The organism is Nitrospirillum guaranorum (assembly GCF_034653275.1).
Lineage (GTDB): Bacteria > Pseudomonadota > Alphaproteobacteria > Azospirillales > Azospirillaceae > Nitrospirillum.
Map to the genome: position 1 here is coordinate 493,138 of NZ_JAYEES010000001.1, position 15,206 is coordinate 508,343.

Below are 15,206 nucleotides of genomic sequence, written 5' to 3' on the forward strand. Positions count from 1 at the left end.
TCCCGGCTTCCGCAATTGCTCAGTAAATGCTGCAATCGCGAAATATGTCTTTATTTGCAGATGCTTGGGTCATGGAAGCATGTCAGAGCGGTTCTGGGGCGTCAATCTCTGAAACGCAAGATTGTCCGTCTTGCATGCATGAAGACGACTGGTGTATGCGTAAGATCAGGCGAGGGAATGGGGCCGTTGGCCACCCTTAACGCCTGCCCCGGCCCGGATGAGGTGACCCATGGCCCTTCCCGAAACCCGTTCCGAGCAGATGGCCCGCGCGCTGGAAGACGACATCTGCGCCGGTCGCGCCCTGCCGGGCGTGCGGCTGGACGAACAGGTGTTGGCCCAGCGTTTCGGCACGTCGCGCACCCCGGTGCGGGAGGCGTTGAAGATGCTGGCGGCCCAGGGCTTCGTGGAAATACGCCCGCGCCAAGGCGCGGTGGTGGTGGGCCTGGACGTGCGCCAGGTGCTGGAGCTGTTCGAGATCATGGCCGTGCTGGAAGGGCTGTGCGCCCGCCTGGCCGCCCGCCGCATGACGCCGGCGGAACGGGCGGATTTGATGGCCGTCCACGCCGAATGCCAGCGCCTGGCGGCGGCCGGCGATCCCGACGTCTACTACGCCATGAACACCCGCTTTCACGAAGTGATCTACGCCGGCAGCCACAACCGCCAGCTGGAGGAGGAGACGCGGCGGGTGCGCAACCGCCTGTCGCCGTATCGCCGCAACCAGTTGCACCAGCTGGGGCGGGTCGCGAAGTCGGTGCAGGAGCATGACGATGTGGTGCGCGCCCTGTTGGAGGGCGACCCCGACCGGGCGGAGAGCCTGATGCGCCGCCACATCGGCATCCAGGGCGACGGATTGTCCGACTTCGTCTCCAACATGTCGACGCCGCAGGCCGTGTCAAATCCCCAACCGGCCTTGGCGGGTACGCTCGGCCGGCCTACCATTGTGCGGTGACGGTTCGCCGCTATCTCGATCCGTGGTTCGCAACCGCGCGAGGTCCAGCCCATGAGCAGCAGCACCTTCTTCCGGTCCATGTTGACGACCATCGCCGATCGCGGCCGCGCCCTGATGCGCCGTCACGGCCCCATGGTGGAGGAATTGCTGGAGGACGCGGCCAAGCTCATGCCGCTGTCCGCCAAGGGTCAGCCCAGGCGTGACCTGCCCACCCTGTGCGACACCCTGCTGTCCGGCCGGGGTGAGGCCTCGGGCGTGGCGCTGGCGGGGCAGATCCTGGACCAGTGGGCGCGGTTGGACACCACAGGCCAGCGCGCCTTCCTGCTGGATCTGGCCTATCGTTTCGGTCCCGATCCAATCAAGCTGGACAAAGCGATTGACGCCTATCGCGCGGCGCCGGGCGCCGGTACCGCGCTGGCCCTGCACAACGCGGCCGAGGCGCGGCGGCAGGAGCTGTTCCGCCGCCTGAACCTGGCCCCCGGCGGGACCGAGGCGGTGGTGCGCATGCGCGAGGCCCTGTTCCGGGTGATGGCCGACGCGCAGGGCGTGGAAAAGCAGGCGCTAGAGGCGGTGGACGCCGATTTCAGCCACCTGCTGGCCAGCTGGTTCAACCGCGGCTTCCTGGTGCTGCGCCACATCGACTGGACGACGCCGGCCAACATCCTGGAAAAGATCATCCGGTATGAGGCGGTGCACACCATCCGCGACTGGGACGATCTGCGCCGCCGCCTGGCGCCGGCCGACCGCCGCTGCTTCGCCTTCTTCCATCCCCAGCTGCCGGACGACCCGCTGATCTTCGTGGAGGTCGCGCTGGCGCCGGACATCCCGGCCAGCATCGACGCCCTGCTGGCGGAAGGCCGCGCGCCCATGGCGGAGGAAGACGCGACCACCGCCGTGTTCTATTCCATCTCCAACTGCCAGGAGGGGCTGCGCGGCGTTTCCTTCGGCAACTTCCTGATCAAGCAGGTGGTGGAGGACTTGCGGGGGGAATTGCCCAACCTGCGTACCTTCGTCACGCTGTCGCCCGTGCCGGCCTTCGCCAAATGGCTGGCGCGGGAACGCGGGGACGGGGCGTCGGCCGTGCTGGCGCCGGCGGACAAGGCCATCCTGGCGGCGCTGGACCGGCCGGATTGGCAACGCGATCCGGGCACCGCCGCCACCGTGTCCCCCGTTCTGCTGCAGGCGGCGGCGCACTATTTCCTGAAGGCCAAGTCCCGTGGCAACAAGCCGGTGGATCCGGTCGCCCGGTTCCACCTGGGCAATGGCGCCCGGCTGGAACGCCTGAACTTCCTGGGCGATTTGTCGCCCAAGGGCCTGGCCCAATCCCATGGCCTGATGGTCAATTACCTCTATAAGCTGGACGACATCGAAACCAACCACGAGCGCTACGCCGACAAGGGCGAGGTGGTGGCCGCGGCGGCCGTCCGCCGCCACCTGAAGACCGAGACCGGCACGGACGAACCCAAGCCGCCCAGGCTTGACCCCAAGCCTGACCCCAATCCTGACAAGGACGGGGCGGGCAAGCGTGCCCGCCGCGCCGCCGATGCCGCCCAGCCGCCTGTCGTTTAAGCCCCAATAATAACAACGCCCCAAGAAGACGCCGGAGTGAAGACCACCATGGCCAACCATCTCTTTTCCCTGATCCTGAGCCGCATGCCGGCGCCGGAGACGCCGTTCATCATCCTTCCGGACGCCAAGGGCCAGCCCGAGCGGACCCTGACCTATGGCGACATGACGGCGTTGTCGGCGCGCATGGCCAACCTGCTGGTGGCCCGGGGGGTGAAGCCGGGCGACCGCGTGGCGGTGCAGGTGGAAAAGAGCGCCGAGGCCATCATGCTCTATCTCGCCTGCGTGCGGGCGGGCGCCATCTACCTGCCGCTGAACACCGGCTACACCCTGGCGGAACTGGACTATTTCATCGGTGACGCCACGCCCCACCTGGTGGTGTGCGATCCCGCCAAGGCGGGCCCCATGACGGAATTGGCCCAGGCCAAGGGCGTGGCCGCGGTGGAAACGCTGGGGGGCCAGGGCGCGGCCGATGCCGGCAGCCTGCTGGCGGCGGCGCTGGAACAGTCGGACACCTTCGCGGACATCGACCGTGGCGCCGACGACCTGGCCGCCATCCTCTACACCTCCGGCACCACCGGCCGGTCCAAGGGCGCCATGCTCAGCCATGACAACCTGGCCTCCAACGCCCTGACCCTGGTGGACTATTGGCAATTCACCAGCCGGGACGTGCTGCTGCACGCCTTGCCCATCTTCCACACCCATGGCCTGTTCGTGGCCACCAACACCCTGCTGCTGGCCGGCGGCGCTATGATCTTCTTGGGCCGCTTCGATGCCGACGAGGTCATGCGCCAGCTGCCACGCGCCACCACCATGATGGGCGTGCCCACCTTCTATGTCCGCCTGCTGCAGCATGCCGCCCTGACCAAGGACGCGACGGCCCATATGCGGCTGTTCATCTCCGGCTCCGCCCCCCTGTTGGCCGAGACCCATGACAGCTGGCGGGCCCGCACCGGCCTGGCCATCCTGGAACGGTACGGCATGACCGAGACCAACATGAACACCTCCAACCCTTATGACGGCGACCGGGTGGCCGGCACCGTGGGCTTCCCCCTGCCGGGCGTGGCCCTGCGCGTGGTGGATCCGGAGACGGGGGCCGCCATTCCCCAGGGCGAGATCGGCATGATCGAGGTGCGCGGCCCCAACGTTTTCAAGGGCTATTGGCAGATGCCGGAGAAGACGGCGGCCGAGTTCCGGCCCGATGGCTTCTTCATCACCGGCGACCTGGGCAAGATCGACGCCCGGGGCTATGTCCACATCGTCGGCCGGGGCAAGGACCTGGTTATCTCCGGCGGCTACAACGTCTATCCCAAGGAGATCGAGACAGAGATCGACGGCCTGCCCGGCGTGGTGGAAAGCGCCGTCATCGGCGTGCCGCATCCGGATTTCGGTGAAGGGGTGACGGCCGTGGTGGTGCGCCAGAAGGGGGCGGTGGTGGACGAGGCCGCCGTGCTGGCCGCCCTGGACGGCCGCCTGGCCAAGTTCAAGCAGCCCAAGCGCGTGCTGTTCGTGGACGATTTGCCGCGCAACACCATGGGCAAGGTGCAGAAGAATTTGCTGCGCCAGGAATACCAGGGGCTCTACCGGAAATAGAGCAGATCGCGTAAAGGCGGAATCGCCTTGGAGCGTGAAGCTGCTCGTGGACTGACTCAGCTATAGCCGATTATAGCCCACGTCCGTCGGGCGTAAAAATCGGCATAAAAAAAGACCGGATGGGACGCCCCCACCCGGTCTTTCACTTTCAGGACCCCGGCACCCGGTTCGGATGGCGGCGGCCCCACATGGCCAGTGGCCCGCGGCGGATCAGTGCCGCGTGTGTTCGTCGATCTTCTCTTTCAGCCTGAGCTTTTCAAATTTCATGCGCTGCACGAGGGCGCTGTCATGATAGGGGCGTGCCAGCTCGCTATGGATACGGTCTTCCAAACTGGCATGCTTCTGGCGCAGGCTTTCGACGAAATTGTCAGTGGCCATAATTCCCTCCAGCTATCTGTTCAAGGGATAAAGGCGTGATCGCCTTGAATGCCTTAGACGATGGTCCGGTTCTGGCAGTAGTTCCATCCCGTTGACTGCCGGCGCAACAAGACTGGCGCCAGCGTATATTTTCTTTTATTGACGCATCGGTCATCGGGCGACAATCGGCGCCTTGATGCGGTCATGCCGCGTTTCAAAAGCTTACGCCCCTCATAGGCCGAAGTCTTCAACAAAATAGGATAGTGCTAGACGAAGGGCAGGGGCGCGCTAAGCCTTGGTCCAGCCGCCTATGACAGCGCCATGACAGCCATATGACACCCGGAAGGCGCTGGGTTTCAAGGCTTCTTGAAATATGGGTAATTGCCCGTATTATAGGAGCCGCCCTGTACCCCGATCGGATAAGCGCCGCCATGACCGATGTGACCGCCCCCAAGAATTCCTATGGATCCGCGCCCCCGCTGGCCCGGCACCTGGCCCGGCAGGTGGATGGTCGCATCCATTACGGCTGGGTGGCGGCCGCCCTGGCCTTCACCACGCTGCTGGTGGGGGCAGGGGTGCGGGCGGCTCCGGGCGTGCTGTTCGTGCCCCTGGAACAGGCGCTGGGCTGGGATCGCGCCACCATCGCGGCGGCGGTGTCGCTGAACATCTTCCTTTACGGCTTCATGGGGCCGTTCGCGGCCGCCCTGATGCAGGCTGTCGGCGTCCGGCGCACCATCCTGACAGGCCTGGGCCTGCTGGCCGTGACGACCATCACCAGCACCCTGATGACCCGGCCGTGGCAGATGATGCTGTCCTGGGGCCTGTTGGTGGGGCTGGGCACGGGCCTCACCTCCATGACCCTGGCGGCCACCGTGGTGAACCGCTGGTTTATCAAGCAGCGTGGCCTGGTGATGGGCCTGCTGACCGCCAGTTCGGCCACGGGGCAGCTGGTGTTCCTGCCGGGCATGGCGGCCCTGGCCACCCATTTCGGCTGGCAGGCGGTGGGCCTGACTGTGGGCGCCGCCGCCCTGGCGCTGGTGCCGCTGGTGGCCCTGTTGCTGCCCGACAGCCCCCGCGCCGTGGGCCTGGCGCCCCTGGGCGGCACCCTGGAGGATGAACTGCCTCCATTTGGTGCGCAGGGGGCCAGCGGCAACCCCATTGTCATCGCCTTCACCACCCTGGGCCGGGCGTCCAGGTCGGTGGATTTCTGGCTGCTGTTCGGCAGCTTCTTCGTGTGCGGCCTGTCGACCAACGGCCTGATCGGCACGCACCTCATCTCCGCCTGTTTCGACCAGGGCATCCCCGAGGTGGCGGCCGCCAGTCTGCTGGCCTTGATGGGCCTGTTCGACCTGGTGGGCACCACCGGGTCCGGCTGGCTGTCCGACCGGGTGGACAGCCGCAAGCTGCTGTTCTGGTATTATGGCCTGCGCGGGCTGTCCCTGTTCTACCTGCCCCTGTCGGGCTTCAGCCTGTACGGCCTGTCGGTCTTCGCCGCCTTCTATGGCCTGGATTGGATCGCCACCGTGCCGCCCACCGTGCGCTTGGTCACGGACCGGTTCGGCCGCCGCGACGCCCCAGTGGTCTTCGGTTGGGTGGGGGCGGGCCACCAGATGGGCGCGGCCCTGGCGGCCTACGGCACCGGCATCATCCGCACCGAGTGGGGCAGCTACTTCCCCGCCTTCCAGGTCGCCGGCCTGGCCTGCGTGCTGACCGCCATCATGGTGCTGTTCATCAACCGCCGCCGCAACAGTGCCACGCTGGCGGCGGCGGAGTGAACGCTGTCCGATAAACACAGTAGGCCGCGACCGCGGCCGTCGGAGCGAGCACCGCAGGGCGCAGCGAGGATAGCCAAGGGGCGGATGCCCCGCTGGCGCCTGAAGCAACTTGTCAAAGATACCTAGGCCGCGACCGCGGCCGCCGGAGCGAGCACCGCAGGGCGCAGCGAGGATAGCCGAGGGGCCGGAGGGCCGCGCCCGGCGCTTGCGGGAATACCTACAAAGGCGCCCGCAGGATGGCGACCAGGCCCAGCAGCCCGCCCGCCACCAGCATGGCGAAGGGATTGTGGTGCAGCATCAGCACGGTGGCGCCCATCCAGCCGTAGCTCATCATCATTTCCAGCAGGGTGCGGCCCACCACCTTGCCGGTGGCGCCCTTGCGTGGTTTCAGCACCTGGTCCACCTCGGTTCCGCTGACCGGCTGAACCCATAGGCTGGCCACCACGGCGCAGAAGGTGGCGGCGATGCCGCAGCTGAGGATGGTTAGCGTGCCCCACAGGCTGACGCCGCCGGCCAGCGCGGCCACCAGGGCCACCGCCGCCAGGGGCGGCAGGCCGGCCGCCTCCACCTTGGCTTGGCGCAGGCGCTTGGGCGTGACCGGGGCGGCGTTGATCAGGTCGGCGGCACCGTCGGCCAGGGCCAGCTTGGCCAGGGTGCCGGCCGTCAGCGCGGCCATGGGCACGACCAGCGCGGCCAGGGTCAGCGGGTCGGTCCGCCACTGGTCCTGCATGGAAATGACCAGGATGATGGCGCCGCTCATCTGTTGGAACAACAGCAGGGGCAGTTGCGGGTGGCGGCGCATCAGGCGCCATTCCTTGCGGCGCAGCAGCGGGCCCAGTCGGTCCTGGAAGCGGTGGGCCTTGGCGGGGGCCTTGGCCGCGGCGGTGGTGGCGCCGGCCGCCGCCGTGGCCGTGGCGATGAAGGTGGCGCCCCAGCGCGCAGTGACGCCGGCGAAGAGGGTGACGCAGGCGATGACCAGGGCGGCCAGGGACAGGGGATCGCCCAGCAGGGCGTGGCCGGGCAACAGGATGAAGGCCGCCAGCGGCCCATGCCTCAGCCCGTCTGTGCGCGCCATCCAGTCGACATGCGGGCCCAGCAGGCGGGGGATCTGCCCCGCCAGGCCCATGAGCATGCCGGTGAAGGCCGCGATGCCCTGGCCCACCACGCGGGCGCGCCGCACGCCCACCCAGCGCACCAGCAACAGCGCCACCAGCAGGGCGACGCCCGTCACGGCCAGGGCCAGCGCGGGCAGGGCCAAGTAGGCGGCCAGCCAGTTGGGGTGGCCGAAGATGGCGCCCATGTTGGCGATGGGCAGGATCAGGGCGGCGGGAAACAGCAGGGTCGCGGCCGTCACCGCCAGGGCGCGGGCCGGCAGGATGACGGCGGGCGACAAGGGCGACGACAGCAGCAGGTCGTAATCGCCCCGGGCGTAGATGGTGTCCATGGCGCGGTAGATGGCCGTGCCCATCATGAAGCAGCAGGCCAGCGCGGCCACCATGGCGCCGATCGCCGGCTGCATGTCGGCGGCCCCCCGGCTGGCGCCCAGGGCCAGGAAGGCACCCAGGACGTGGAACAGGATCACCATGGCCAACAGGGTGATCCAGACGCCGGGGGACGACAGTCTGATGGACCGTGCGGCCAGGCGCAGCTCATGCCGCAGCAGCCAGACCAAGGTACCAGGGGCCAAGGCACGCGGGCGCGGTGCGGCAGGCCCCAAGGTAGCCGGGCCCAAGGCCGTGGGGGGCGGAATGCCGGCGGTCATGCCGTCTCTCGCGTGGCCGTTGCCCCTTCGGCGGACGGGGGACGGCGGGCGCGGCCACCAGGTCGAGGAACACCTCTTCCAGGGTGCTGTCGTCGCGCCCCACGCGGCCGCGCAGCTCCGCCAGGGTACCCTCGGCCAGCAGCCGGCCGTCCTGGATGATGCCGATGCGGCCGACCAGCCGCTCCGCCACGTCCAGGATGTGGGTGGTCAGGATGATGGTGGCGCCGGCGCGCACCCGTTCCACCAGGATGTCCTTCACCTCGCGGGCGATGGCGGCGTCCAGGCCGGTCAGCGGCTCGTCCAGGATCAGCAGGCGCGGGTCGTGAATCAGGGCGCCGGCCAGGGCCGCCTTTTGCTTCATGCCGCGCGAGAAGCCCTCGCACCGTTCCGCCCTGTGGTCCCAAAGGTCCAGGCGGTGCAGCAGCTCCTCCGCCCGCGCACTGGCGTCGGCCGCGGGCACGCCCCACAGGCCGGCCACGAACTCCAGGAACTCCAGCGGCGTCAGCTTGTCGTAGATCAGCGGTTCATCCGGCAGCCAGGCCACCTGGCGCTTCGCGGCGATGGGGTCGGCCAGGGCGTCGACGCCGAAAACGCGGACGCTGCCGGCGTCCGGCCGCAGCAGGCCCACGATCATGCGCAGCGTGGTGGTCTTGCCCGCGCCGTTGGGCCCCAGCAGGCCGTAGAACTCGCCGGGCGCGATGGTCAGGTCCAGGCCCCGCACCGCCGGCCGGCTGAACGCCTTGGCCAGCCCCCGCACTTCCAACGCCGTCATGCATCCCCCAAGATGACGCCATCCCAGCGTTTCCACCTTAAGTCACGCGGCCCGTGGCGACAAGCCGGGGCGAAACACATGACATTTCAACGACAACGCCAGACATCTGTTGCGATCCGGCCGCCGATGGAAAACAAGGGTGCGGGCCCTGCGGCGCCAGGTCGCATCGGGGCCGGGCGCCTCAGGGCGCCGATCGCATGGGGTGAGTGAGGGGGACGTGATGACGCGTTGGTATTCCAGGATGGTGGCGCCCCTGATGGCGCCGGTTTGCGCCGTGGCCACCCTGTTGGCCGGGCCCGCCGTCGCGGCGGATGCCCCGGCGCCAGCCCCCAAGCTGATGGTGTTGGTCTCGGTCGACCAGTTCTCCACCGATCTGTTCCAGCAGTACCGCAGCCATTTCACCGGCGGCCTGCGCCGGCTGACCGAGGGCGTGGTGTTCCCCAACGGCTACCAAAGCCATGCGGCGACGGAAACCTGCCCCGGCCATTCCACCCTGATGACCGGCGACCACCCAGCCCGCACCGGCATCATCGCCAACGACTGGTACAGCTTCAAGGGCCCCCGGCCTGGCAAGATCTACTGCGCCGAGGATGAGAGCAAGGGCAGCTACAAGGCCTATGTTCCCTCCGACGTGCATCTGAAGGTGCCGACGCTGGGTGAGCGCATGAAGGCGGCCGACCCGGACGTGCGCACCGTCTCCGTCGCCGGCAAGGACCGCGCCGCCATCATGATGGGCGGCCACGCCGTGGACGAGCTGTGGTTCTGGAAGGACGGCCAGGGCTTCATCTCCTACGAGGGGCGCACCGCGCCGGCCGCCGTGGCCGCCGTGAACGAGGCCGCCCTGGCCGAGATCGCCAAGCCCGCCAAGGAATACGCCGAGCCTGACTGGTGCAAGGCCATCGACATGCCGATGGCGGTGGAGAGAAGGGACGACGTCCTGACGGTCGGTGACGGCCGCTTCGCCCGCCAGCCGGGTCCCAAGGCGGAGGCGCAGTGGCGGGCATCCCCCGCCTTCGACGCCGCCATCGTCGACCTGGCCGTCCGCCTGGTGAAGGACATGAAGCTGGGCCATGGCAAGTCCGTCGACGTCCTGACCGTCGGCGCCTCGGCCACCGACTACATCGGCCACAGCTACGGCACCGAAGGGTCCGAGATGTGCATCCAGGTGGCCAACCTGGACCGTACGCTGGGCAAGCTGATCGCCGCGCTGGACGCCACCGGGGTGGACTATGTCCTGGCCCTGTCGGCCGACCACGGCGGCAACGACATCCCCGAGCGTGAGCGCCTGCGCGGCATGCCGATGGCGGCCCGTGTGGACGACGGCCTGGTGTCCGAGAACCTGGGCAAGAAGGTGGCGCCCCTGGGCGTGGACGGCGCGGAACTGCTGTTCGGCGGCGGCAACGGTGACGTCTGGGTGGGCCCGACGGTCGCCGGCAGCTGGCGGACCAAGGTGCTGAACGAGGCGCTGGCCCTGTACCGCGCCGACCCGCAGGTGGCCGCCGTCTACACCGCGGCGGAGGTGGCGGCCGCGCCGGCGCCGACCGGCGCCCCCGACGCGTGGTCCCTGCTGGACCGGGCGCGGGCCTCGTTCGACCCCAGCCGGTCGGGTGACCTGGTGGTGTTCCTGAAGCCGCGCATCACCGCCATCCCGTCCAAGCCGGCCACCTACATCGCCACCCACGGCAGCCCCTGGGACTATGACCGGCGCGTGCCCATCCTGTTCTGGCGCAAGGGCATCACCGGCTTCGAGCAGCCGCTGTCCGTCGAGACAGTCGACATCATGCCGACGCTGGCGGCCCAGGTGGGCTTCAAGCTGGCTCCCGGCGAGGTCGACGGCCGCTGCCTCGATCTGGACGGCGGGCCCGGCGACACCTGCCCGGCCACCGCCCAGTAGAATGCCAGGAACCGCAGCATGGAAAACCATGCCGCGGTGAGACGCGACCGCGCCCGGCGCCTGCGGGCGGCCCTGATCAAGCCGCGTCGGCCAGGTCGGGGCGGATGAAGGGGATCAGGCAGCCGGCCATGGCGGTGTAGCGGTTGCGGCCGGCGCGCTTGGCGGCGTACATGCGCACGTCCGACATGGCCACCAGGTCGTTCCAGTCGCGGCTGCCGTCGGACAGCCGCTCCGCCAGGCCGATGCTGGCCGTCTGCGGGTTGCCGTTGGGGCGCAGGCCCAGGCCCAGGCCGGCCAGGCGGTCGATGATGGGCAGGGCGTCGGTCAGCGTGGTCGACGGCAGGATCAGCAGGAACTCTTCCCCGCCCCAGCGCACCAGCGTGTCGCTGTCGCGCACACTGGCACGGATGCGGCGGGCCGCCTCGCGCAGCACGGTGTCGCCGGCCTCATGGCCATAGCGGTCGTTGACGTCCTTGAACTGGTCCAGGTCGAAGAAGGCCAGGGTAAGCGGCTGGGCCAAGCGCTCGGCCTTGGCGAAGCGCACGGCCAGCAGCTCGGCCCCCGCCTGCCGGGTCAGGGCCTGGGTCAGGCCGTCGCGGCTGGCCTGGTCCGTCAGGGTGATCAGCAATCGCAGCTGGCAAATGCCGGCGATCCCGGCGATGCCGGTGGTGACCAGCACATGCCACAGGGCGTTGGCCAGGGACTCGCCCTCCAGAATCTCAGGCCAGACCGTCATGGACAGGGCGGTGGCGCCCAGGATGGCCAGGCCGGCCAGGCCGGTTTCCAGCGCCGTCAAGGGGAAGAGGGCCAAGCCGGCGGCCGTGATGTAGGGCAGGTCGTTGTAGGCGGTGTTGGCGGCGCCGTCGCCTAAAAAGCCCGGGGCGCTGGCGCCCAACAGGCCCAGTATGATTTGAGCGGTCAGGTAGAAGGCCAGGCTGATGCCCACCAGCAGGCCCAGCGCCGGGGCGATGCCCAGGCGACCGCGGCGCCAGCGGGGATGGCAGGCCAGGGTCAGGAAGCAGCCGGCGCTGACCAGCCGGTCGGCGGCCAGGGCGCCCCAGGCGGGCCAGCGGAAGCTCACCGCGTCCACCCCCACCCAGGCCACGGTCAGGGCCGCCAGCAACAGGGCCAGCATGCGCACCCGGCCGATGATCAGGCCATGGCGCTCCCGGCCCACGGCATGGCTGTGCCCGGCCGGCGTCAGCAGCGGGCGCATGTCGTCGCCGCTGGTGAGGAAATGGGCCAGGGTCACGATCGGCTGCCGGGGCACCGGATACTCCAGCGGGGGAGGGTTGCGGCGGCCCGGCGCGACGGGATATCGCTCCGGCTTTTACGCCTTCCGGTCTATGTATATCGGCCAGTCGTTAACGGCTGGTTTACGCGTCCGCGTCGGGTTGAGGTGGCCCCACGTCCGCCCGCGGCTTGGGCAGCCGCTGCGGCTCGGTGTCGTGGAAGCGGTTGAAGTCCAGCAGGCGGTGGCCATCTTCGTGCACCTTGATGATGTCGACGAAGCGCTGGCCCCACAGGACGTCGCCGGCCTCGTAGGTTTTGCGGCCGTAGACCTTCTGCGAATAGTTTTCGTCCGTGCCGCTCAGCAGGACGATGAAGGTCGCCTGGCTTTGCCGCAGGGTCCATTCCGTCTGGCCGAACAGCGGGCTGGCCTCGTCGATGCGGTGGACGATGGTCCAGGACAGGGCGAACAGCGGCGACTTGGCCCGCACCAGCTTCAGCTCCTCGAACCCGCGCATCATGGTGCCCTCCTCCGTGATGCGCATGGTGCTGAACGAGACGCTGGCCTCGGCCTCCAGGATCTGGTTGCCGCGCGTGTTGCCCGCCCGCAGCATCAGCACCGGGTGCCCGTCATGCTGGGTGAACAGGATGTTGCGGCTGAACAGGATCAGCGCCTTGGGACGGGAGAAGCGGGCGAAGATCAGGCCGGTGATCTGGGCCACGCCCAGCATGCCGGTGAAGGATTCGGCCGCCGCAACGCTGTTGGCGTAGACGGTGTTGGGCGCCATGACGCCATAGCCCATGGTGCCCAGCGTCTGCACGCTGAAGAAGAAGGCGTCGGCGAAGGACCCGATGCGGGCGTTGGTGACGCCCCCCGGCTCCACCAGGTACAGGCCGGCGAAAACCAGGTTGGCGACGAGGTAGATGGCCAGCGCCAGGCCGAAGAATCCGCCCCAGGAGATGCTGAGCAGGAAGTGGTAGGGGTCCTGCCAGCGCAGGGCCGGCACCCCCTTCAAGGTGGCGAAGGGACGGCCGTCGACGGTGATGCGGCGTTGGTGCAGGCGGGCCAGTCGGCGATGGGGCGGCACGGGCGAAAAACCGTTTGTTCAGCGGGTGTTGGCGGGACCAGGCCACCATAGCCGATGCCGGGCGAAATGTCGTTTTTTCAAGCGGTGGACGGGCCCGCCCGATGCTGCACCTGCGATGTCATTGTTGACTGCGGTCGTAATCCGTCCCAGGGTGGTGGCGTGGTCGATCCGGCCGCTTTGCCCCCGATGTCGTGTTTCAACTGTCGTTTCGTTGCTATCGGATACCCATCTCTTTTAGCCATGTGCCCCGACCGGTCCCAGAACACGTCATCCTAACGCAGTCCACGCCGATCCCCCCCGATGCAATCCAGCCACTCTAGCGACCAGCACGACGCCGGTCGCCGCCACTGGGCCCTGACCCTCGGGGCTTTGGGTGTCGTCTACGGCGACATCGGCACCAGCCCCCTCTACACCATGCACACGGCGTTCGACCCGGCCATCACGGGCATGCCGCTGAACGAGGCCAACATCTTCGGCTTCCTGTCGATGGTGGTGTGGTCGCTGGTGCTGGTGGTGACGCTGAAGTACGTCGTCCTCATCCTGCGCGCCGACAACAAGGGCGAGGGCGGCATCCTGTCCCTCTCCACCCTGGCGCTCAGCGGCAAGGACCGGTCGCGCTCGCAACGGCGGCTGATGACCGTGCTGGCCATGCTGGGCCTGGCGCTGTTCTACGGCGACGGCATGATCACCCCGGCCGTGTCCGTCCTGTCGGCGGTGGAGGGGCTGGAGATTTCCGCGCCCGACGTGCAGCACTGGGTGGTGCCCATCACCGTGGTCATCCTGGTGGGGCTGTTCCTGATCCAGAGCGGCGGCACCAACACGGTCGGCCGGCTGTTCGGGCCGGTGATGTGCTTCTGGTTCGCCTGCCTGGGCGCCATGGGCATCGTCCACATCCTGCAGGTCCCCCACGTCCTGAGGGCGCTGGATCCGCGCTACGCCCTGGATCTGGCTTTCAATCACGGCTGGTCGGTGTTCTACATCCTGGGCGCCGCCGTCCTGTCCTTCACCGGCGGCGAGGCGCTCTACGCCGACATGGGCCATTTCGGCCGCCGGCCCATCCGCCATGCCTGGGTGGCCGTGGTCTTCCCGGCGCTGGTGCTGAACTATTTCGGCCAGGGCGCCCTGCTGCTCAGCAAGCCCGAGGCCATCGACAACCCGTTCTTCCTGCTGGTGCCGGAATACCTGCTGCTGCCCCTGGTGGTGTTGTCCACGGCGGCCACCATCATCGCCAGCCAGGCTGTCATCTCCGGCGTGTTCTCCCTGACCCGGCAGGCGGTGCAGCTGGGCTATATGCCCCGCATGGAAATCCGCCACACCTCGGAAAGCGAGATCGGCCAGGTCTATGTGCCGCGCATCAACTGGGCCCTGCTGGTGGCCGTGGTGGCGCTGGTCATCATGTTCGGCAGTTCCGCTAAGCTGACCGACGCCTATGGCCTCGCGGTGACGGGCAGCATGGCCATCACCACCATCATGGCGCTGTTCACCGCCCGCGACGTGTGGGGGTGGAGCCGGCCGCGCGCCGCCGTCGTCTTCGGCTTCTTCCTGTTCATCGACTTCAGCTTCCTCACCGCCAACTGCCTGAAGATCCCCAGGGCGGCTGGCTGCCGCTGACGGTGGGCCTGGCGGTGTTCGTGCTGGTCTCCACCTGGCGGCTGGGGCGCAAGGTGCTGTACGACCGCATCTACCGCGACGCCCTGCCCATGTCGCTGTTCCTGGAACGGGCGGACCGCACGCCGGTGCGCGTCTCCGGCACCGCCGTGTTCATGACCGGCAGCGTCGACAAGGTGCCCCACGCCCTGCTGCACAACCTGAAGCACAACAAGGTGCTGCACGAGCGCGTGGTGCTGATGCGGGTGCTGACGGAAGAGGTGCCGTGGGTGACGCGGGAACGCCGCGTGTCGATGGAAAAGCTGGGCAAGGGCTTCTTCTCCGTCACCGCCCACTTCGGCTTCATGGAGCAGCCCAACGTGCCGCGCGCCCTGGCCGAGTGCCGCCCGCTGGGCCTGGCCATCGATTTGGCGGAGACCTCGTTCTTCCTGGGGCGCGAGACCCTGGTGCCGTCCTCCCGCTCCGACCTCACCCGCTGGCAGGAGCAGGTCTTCATCGCCCTGTCGGCCACGGCCTTGTCCGCAACGACATTTTTCGACATTCCGCCCAATCGCGTGGTGGAATTGGGAACCCAAGTCGAAGTTTAATCGGTCGCGTGTACCCTCCGCCGCG

12 protein-coding genes are annotated in these 15,206 nt (G+C 68.4%); 7 read left to right on the forward strand and 5 right to left on the reverse strand.

Annotated elements, in window-relative coordinates; genetic code table 11:
- Nucleotides 1–229 precede the first annotated feature (229 nt).
- Genes UAJ10_RS01925 through UAJ10_RS01935 form a run of 3 tightly spaced genes read left to right on the forward strand, consistent with a single transcriptional unit; the run spans nt 230 to nt 4,108 of the window.
- Complete coding sequence (locus UAJ10_RS01925) at nt 230–949, forward strand: GntR family transcriptional regulator (RefSeq protein ID WP_322913672.1); 720 nt, start codon at nt 230–232, stop codon at nt 947–949.
- A gap of 51 nt (nt 950–1,000) precedes the next feature.
- Nucleotides 1,001–2,518: a malonyl-CoA decarboxylase gene (locus tag UAJ10_RS01930; RefSeq protein WP_322913673.1), complete on the forward strand. Its 1,518-nt coding sequence runs from the start codon at nt 1,001–1,003 to the stop codon at nt 2,516–2,518.
- 48 nt (nt 2,519–2,566) lie between these two features.
- Nucleotides 2,567–4,108, forward strand: a complete 1,542-nt coding sequence (locus UAJ10_RS01935; RefSeq protein WP_322914486.1) for a malonate--CoA ligase — start codon at nt 2,567–2,569, stop codon at nt 4,106–4,108.
- A 210-nt stretch (nt 4,109–4,318) separates the two neighbouring features.
- Here the strand turns inward: UAJ10_RS01935 and UAJ10_RS01940 are convergent, their stop codons facing one another.
- Nucleotides 4,319–4,486, reverse strand: a complete 168-nt coding sequence (locus UAJ10_RS01940) for a YdcH family protein (protein ID WP_081486311.1) — start codon at nt 4,484–4,486, stop codon at nt 4,319–4,321.
- Nucleotides 4,487–4,896: 410 nt separating this feature from the next.
- Between UAJ10_RS01940 and UAJ10_RS01945 the strand changes: the two genes are divergently transcribed.
- Nucleotides 4,897–6,240: an MFS transporter gene (locus UAJ10_RS01945; RefSeq protein ID WP_322913675.1), complete on the forward strand. Its 1,344-nt coding sequence runs from the start codon at nt 4,897–4,899 to the stop codon at nt 6,238–6,240.
- 217 nt (nt 6,241–6,457) lie between these two features.
- Here the strand turns inward: UAJ10_RS01945 and UAJ10_RS01950 are convergent, their stop codons facing one another.
- Nucleotides 6,458–7,927: a hypothetical protein gene (locus tag UAJ10_RS01950; RefSeq protein ID WP_322913677.1), complete on the reverse strand. Its 1,470-nt coding sequence runs from the start codon at nt 7,925–7,927 to the stop codon at nt 6,458–6,460.
- Nucleotides 7,890–8,774 carry an ABC transporter ATP-binding protein gene (locus tag UAJ10_RS01955; RefSeq protein ID WP_322913679.1) on the reverse strand — a complete coding sequence of 295 codons (885 nt, stop codon included), beginning with the start codon at nt 8,772–8,774 and terminating at the stop codon, nt 7,890–7,892. The genes UAJ10_RS01950 and UAJ10_RS01955 overlap by 38 nt, the downstream gene beginning before the upstream one ends.
- A gap of 220 nt (nt 8,775–8,994) precedes the next feature.
- On the opposite strand from UAJ10_RS01955, the gene UAJ10_RS01960 reads away from it, so the two are divergent.
- Nucleotides 8,995–10,668 (forward strand): alkaline phosphatase family protein, encoded by a 1,674-nt coding sequence (locus UAJ10_RS01960; protein ID WP_322913680.1) that lies wholly within the window; start codon nt 8,995–8,997, stop codon nt 10,666–10,668.
- 76 nt (nt 10,669–10,744) lie between these two features.
- On the opposite strand, the gene UAJ10_RS01965 is transcribed toward UAJ10_RS01960, so the two are convergent.
- Together UAJ10_RS01965 and UAJ10_RS01970 are read right to left on the reverse strand one after the other, a co-directional pair.
- Entirely contained in the window at nt 10,745–11,938 is a 1,194-nt protein-coding gene (locus UAJ10_RS01965) for a GGDEF domain-containing protein (RefSeq protein ID WP_322913682.1), read from the reverse strand.
- Between the two features lie 106 nt (nt 11,939–12,044).
- A complete protein-coding gene (locus UAJ10_RS01970) occupies nt 12,045–12,986 on the reverse strand; it encodes an ion channel (RefSeq protein ID WP_322913684.1) in 942 nt (313 codons plus the stop codon).
- 300 nt (nt 12,987–13,286) lie between these two features.
- Here UAJ10_RS01970 and UAJ10_RS29800 point away from each other — a divergent pair, with 300 nt between their 5' ends.
- The gene (locus UAJ10_RS29800; RefSeq protein WP_416235333.1) at nt 13,287–14,597 is read left to right on the forward strand and encodes a potassium transporter Kup; all 1,311 of its coding nucleotides are present in this window, start codon (nt 13,287–13,289) and stop codon (nt 14,595–14,597) included.
- A gap of 2 nt (nt 14,598–14,599) precedes the next feature.
- On the forward strand, nt 14,600–15,181 hold the full coding sequence (locus UAJ10_RS29805) for a KUP/HAK/KT family potassium transporter (protein ID WP_416235334.1): 582 nt from the start codon (nt 14,600–14,602) through the stop codon (nt 15,179–15,181).
- The last annotated feature ends 25 nt before the right edge of the window (nt 15,182–15,206 follow it).

Coding starts and splice junctions, on each gene's coding strand:
- UAJ10_RS01925 (WP_322913672.1), top strand. CDS start 230: ATGGCCCTTCCCGAAACCCGTTCCGAGCAGATGGCCCGCGCGCTGGAA.
- UAJ10_RS01930 (WP_322913673.1), top strand. CDS start 1,001: ATGAGCAGCAGCACCTTCTTCCGGTCCATGTTGACGACCATCGCCGAT.
- UAJ10_RS01935 (WP_322914486.1), top strand. CDS start 2,567: ATGGCCAACCATCTCTTTTCCCTGATCCTGAGCCGCATGCCGGCGCCG.
- UAJ10_RS01940 (WP_081486311.1), bottom strand. CDS start 4,486: ATGGCCACTGACAATTTCGTCGAAAGCCTGCGCCAGAAGCATGCCAGT.
- UAJ10_RS01945 (WP_322913675.1), top strand. CDS start 4,897: ATGACCGATGTGACCGCCCCCAAGAATTCCTATGGATCCGCGCCCCCG.
- UAJ10_RS01955 (WP_322913679.1), bottom strand. CDS start 8,774: ATGACGGCGTTGGAAGTGCGGGGGCTGGCCAAGGCGTTCAGCCGGCCG.
- UAJ10_RS01960 (WP_322913680.1), top strand. CDS start 8,995: ATGACGCGTTGGTATTCCAGGATGGTGGCGCCCCTGATGGCGCCGGTT.
- UAJ10_RS29800 (WP_416235333.1), top strand. CDS start 13,287: ATGCAATCCAGCCACTCTAGCGACCAGCACGACGCCGGTCGCCGCCAC.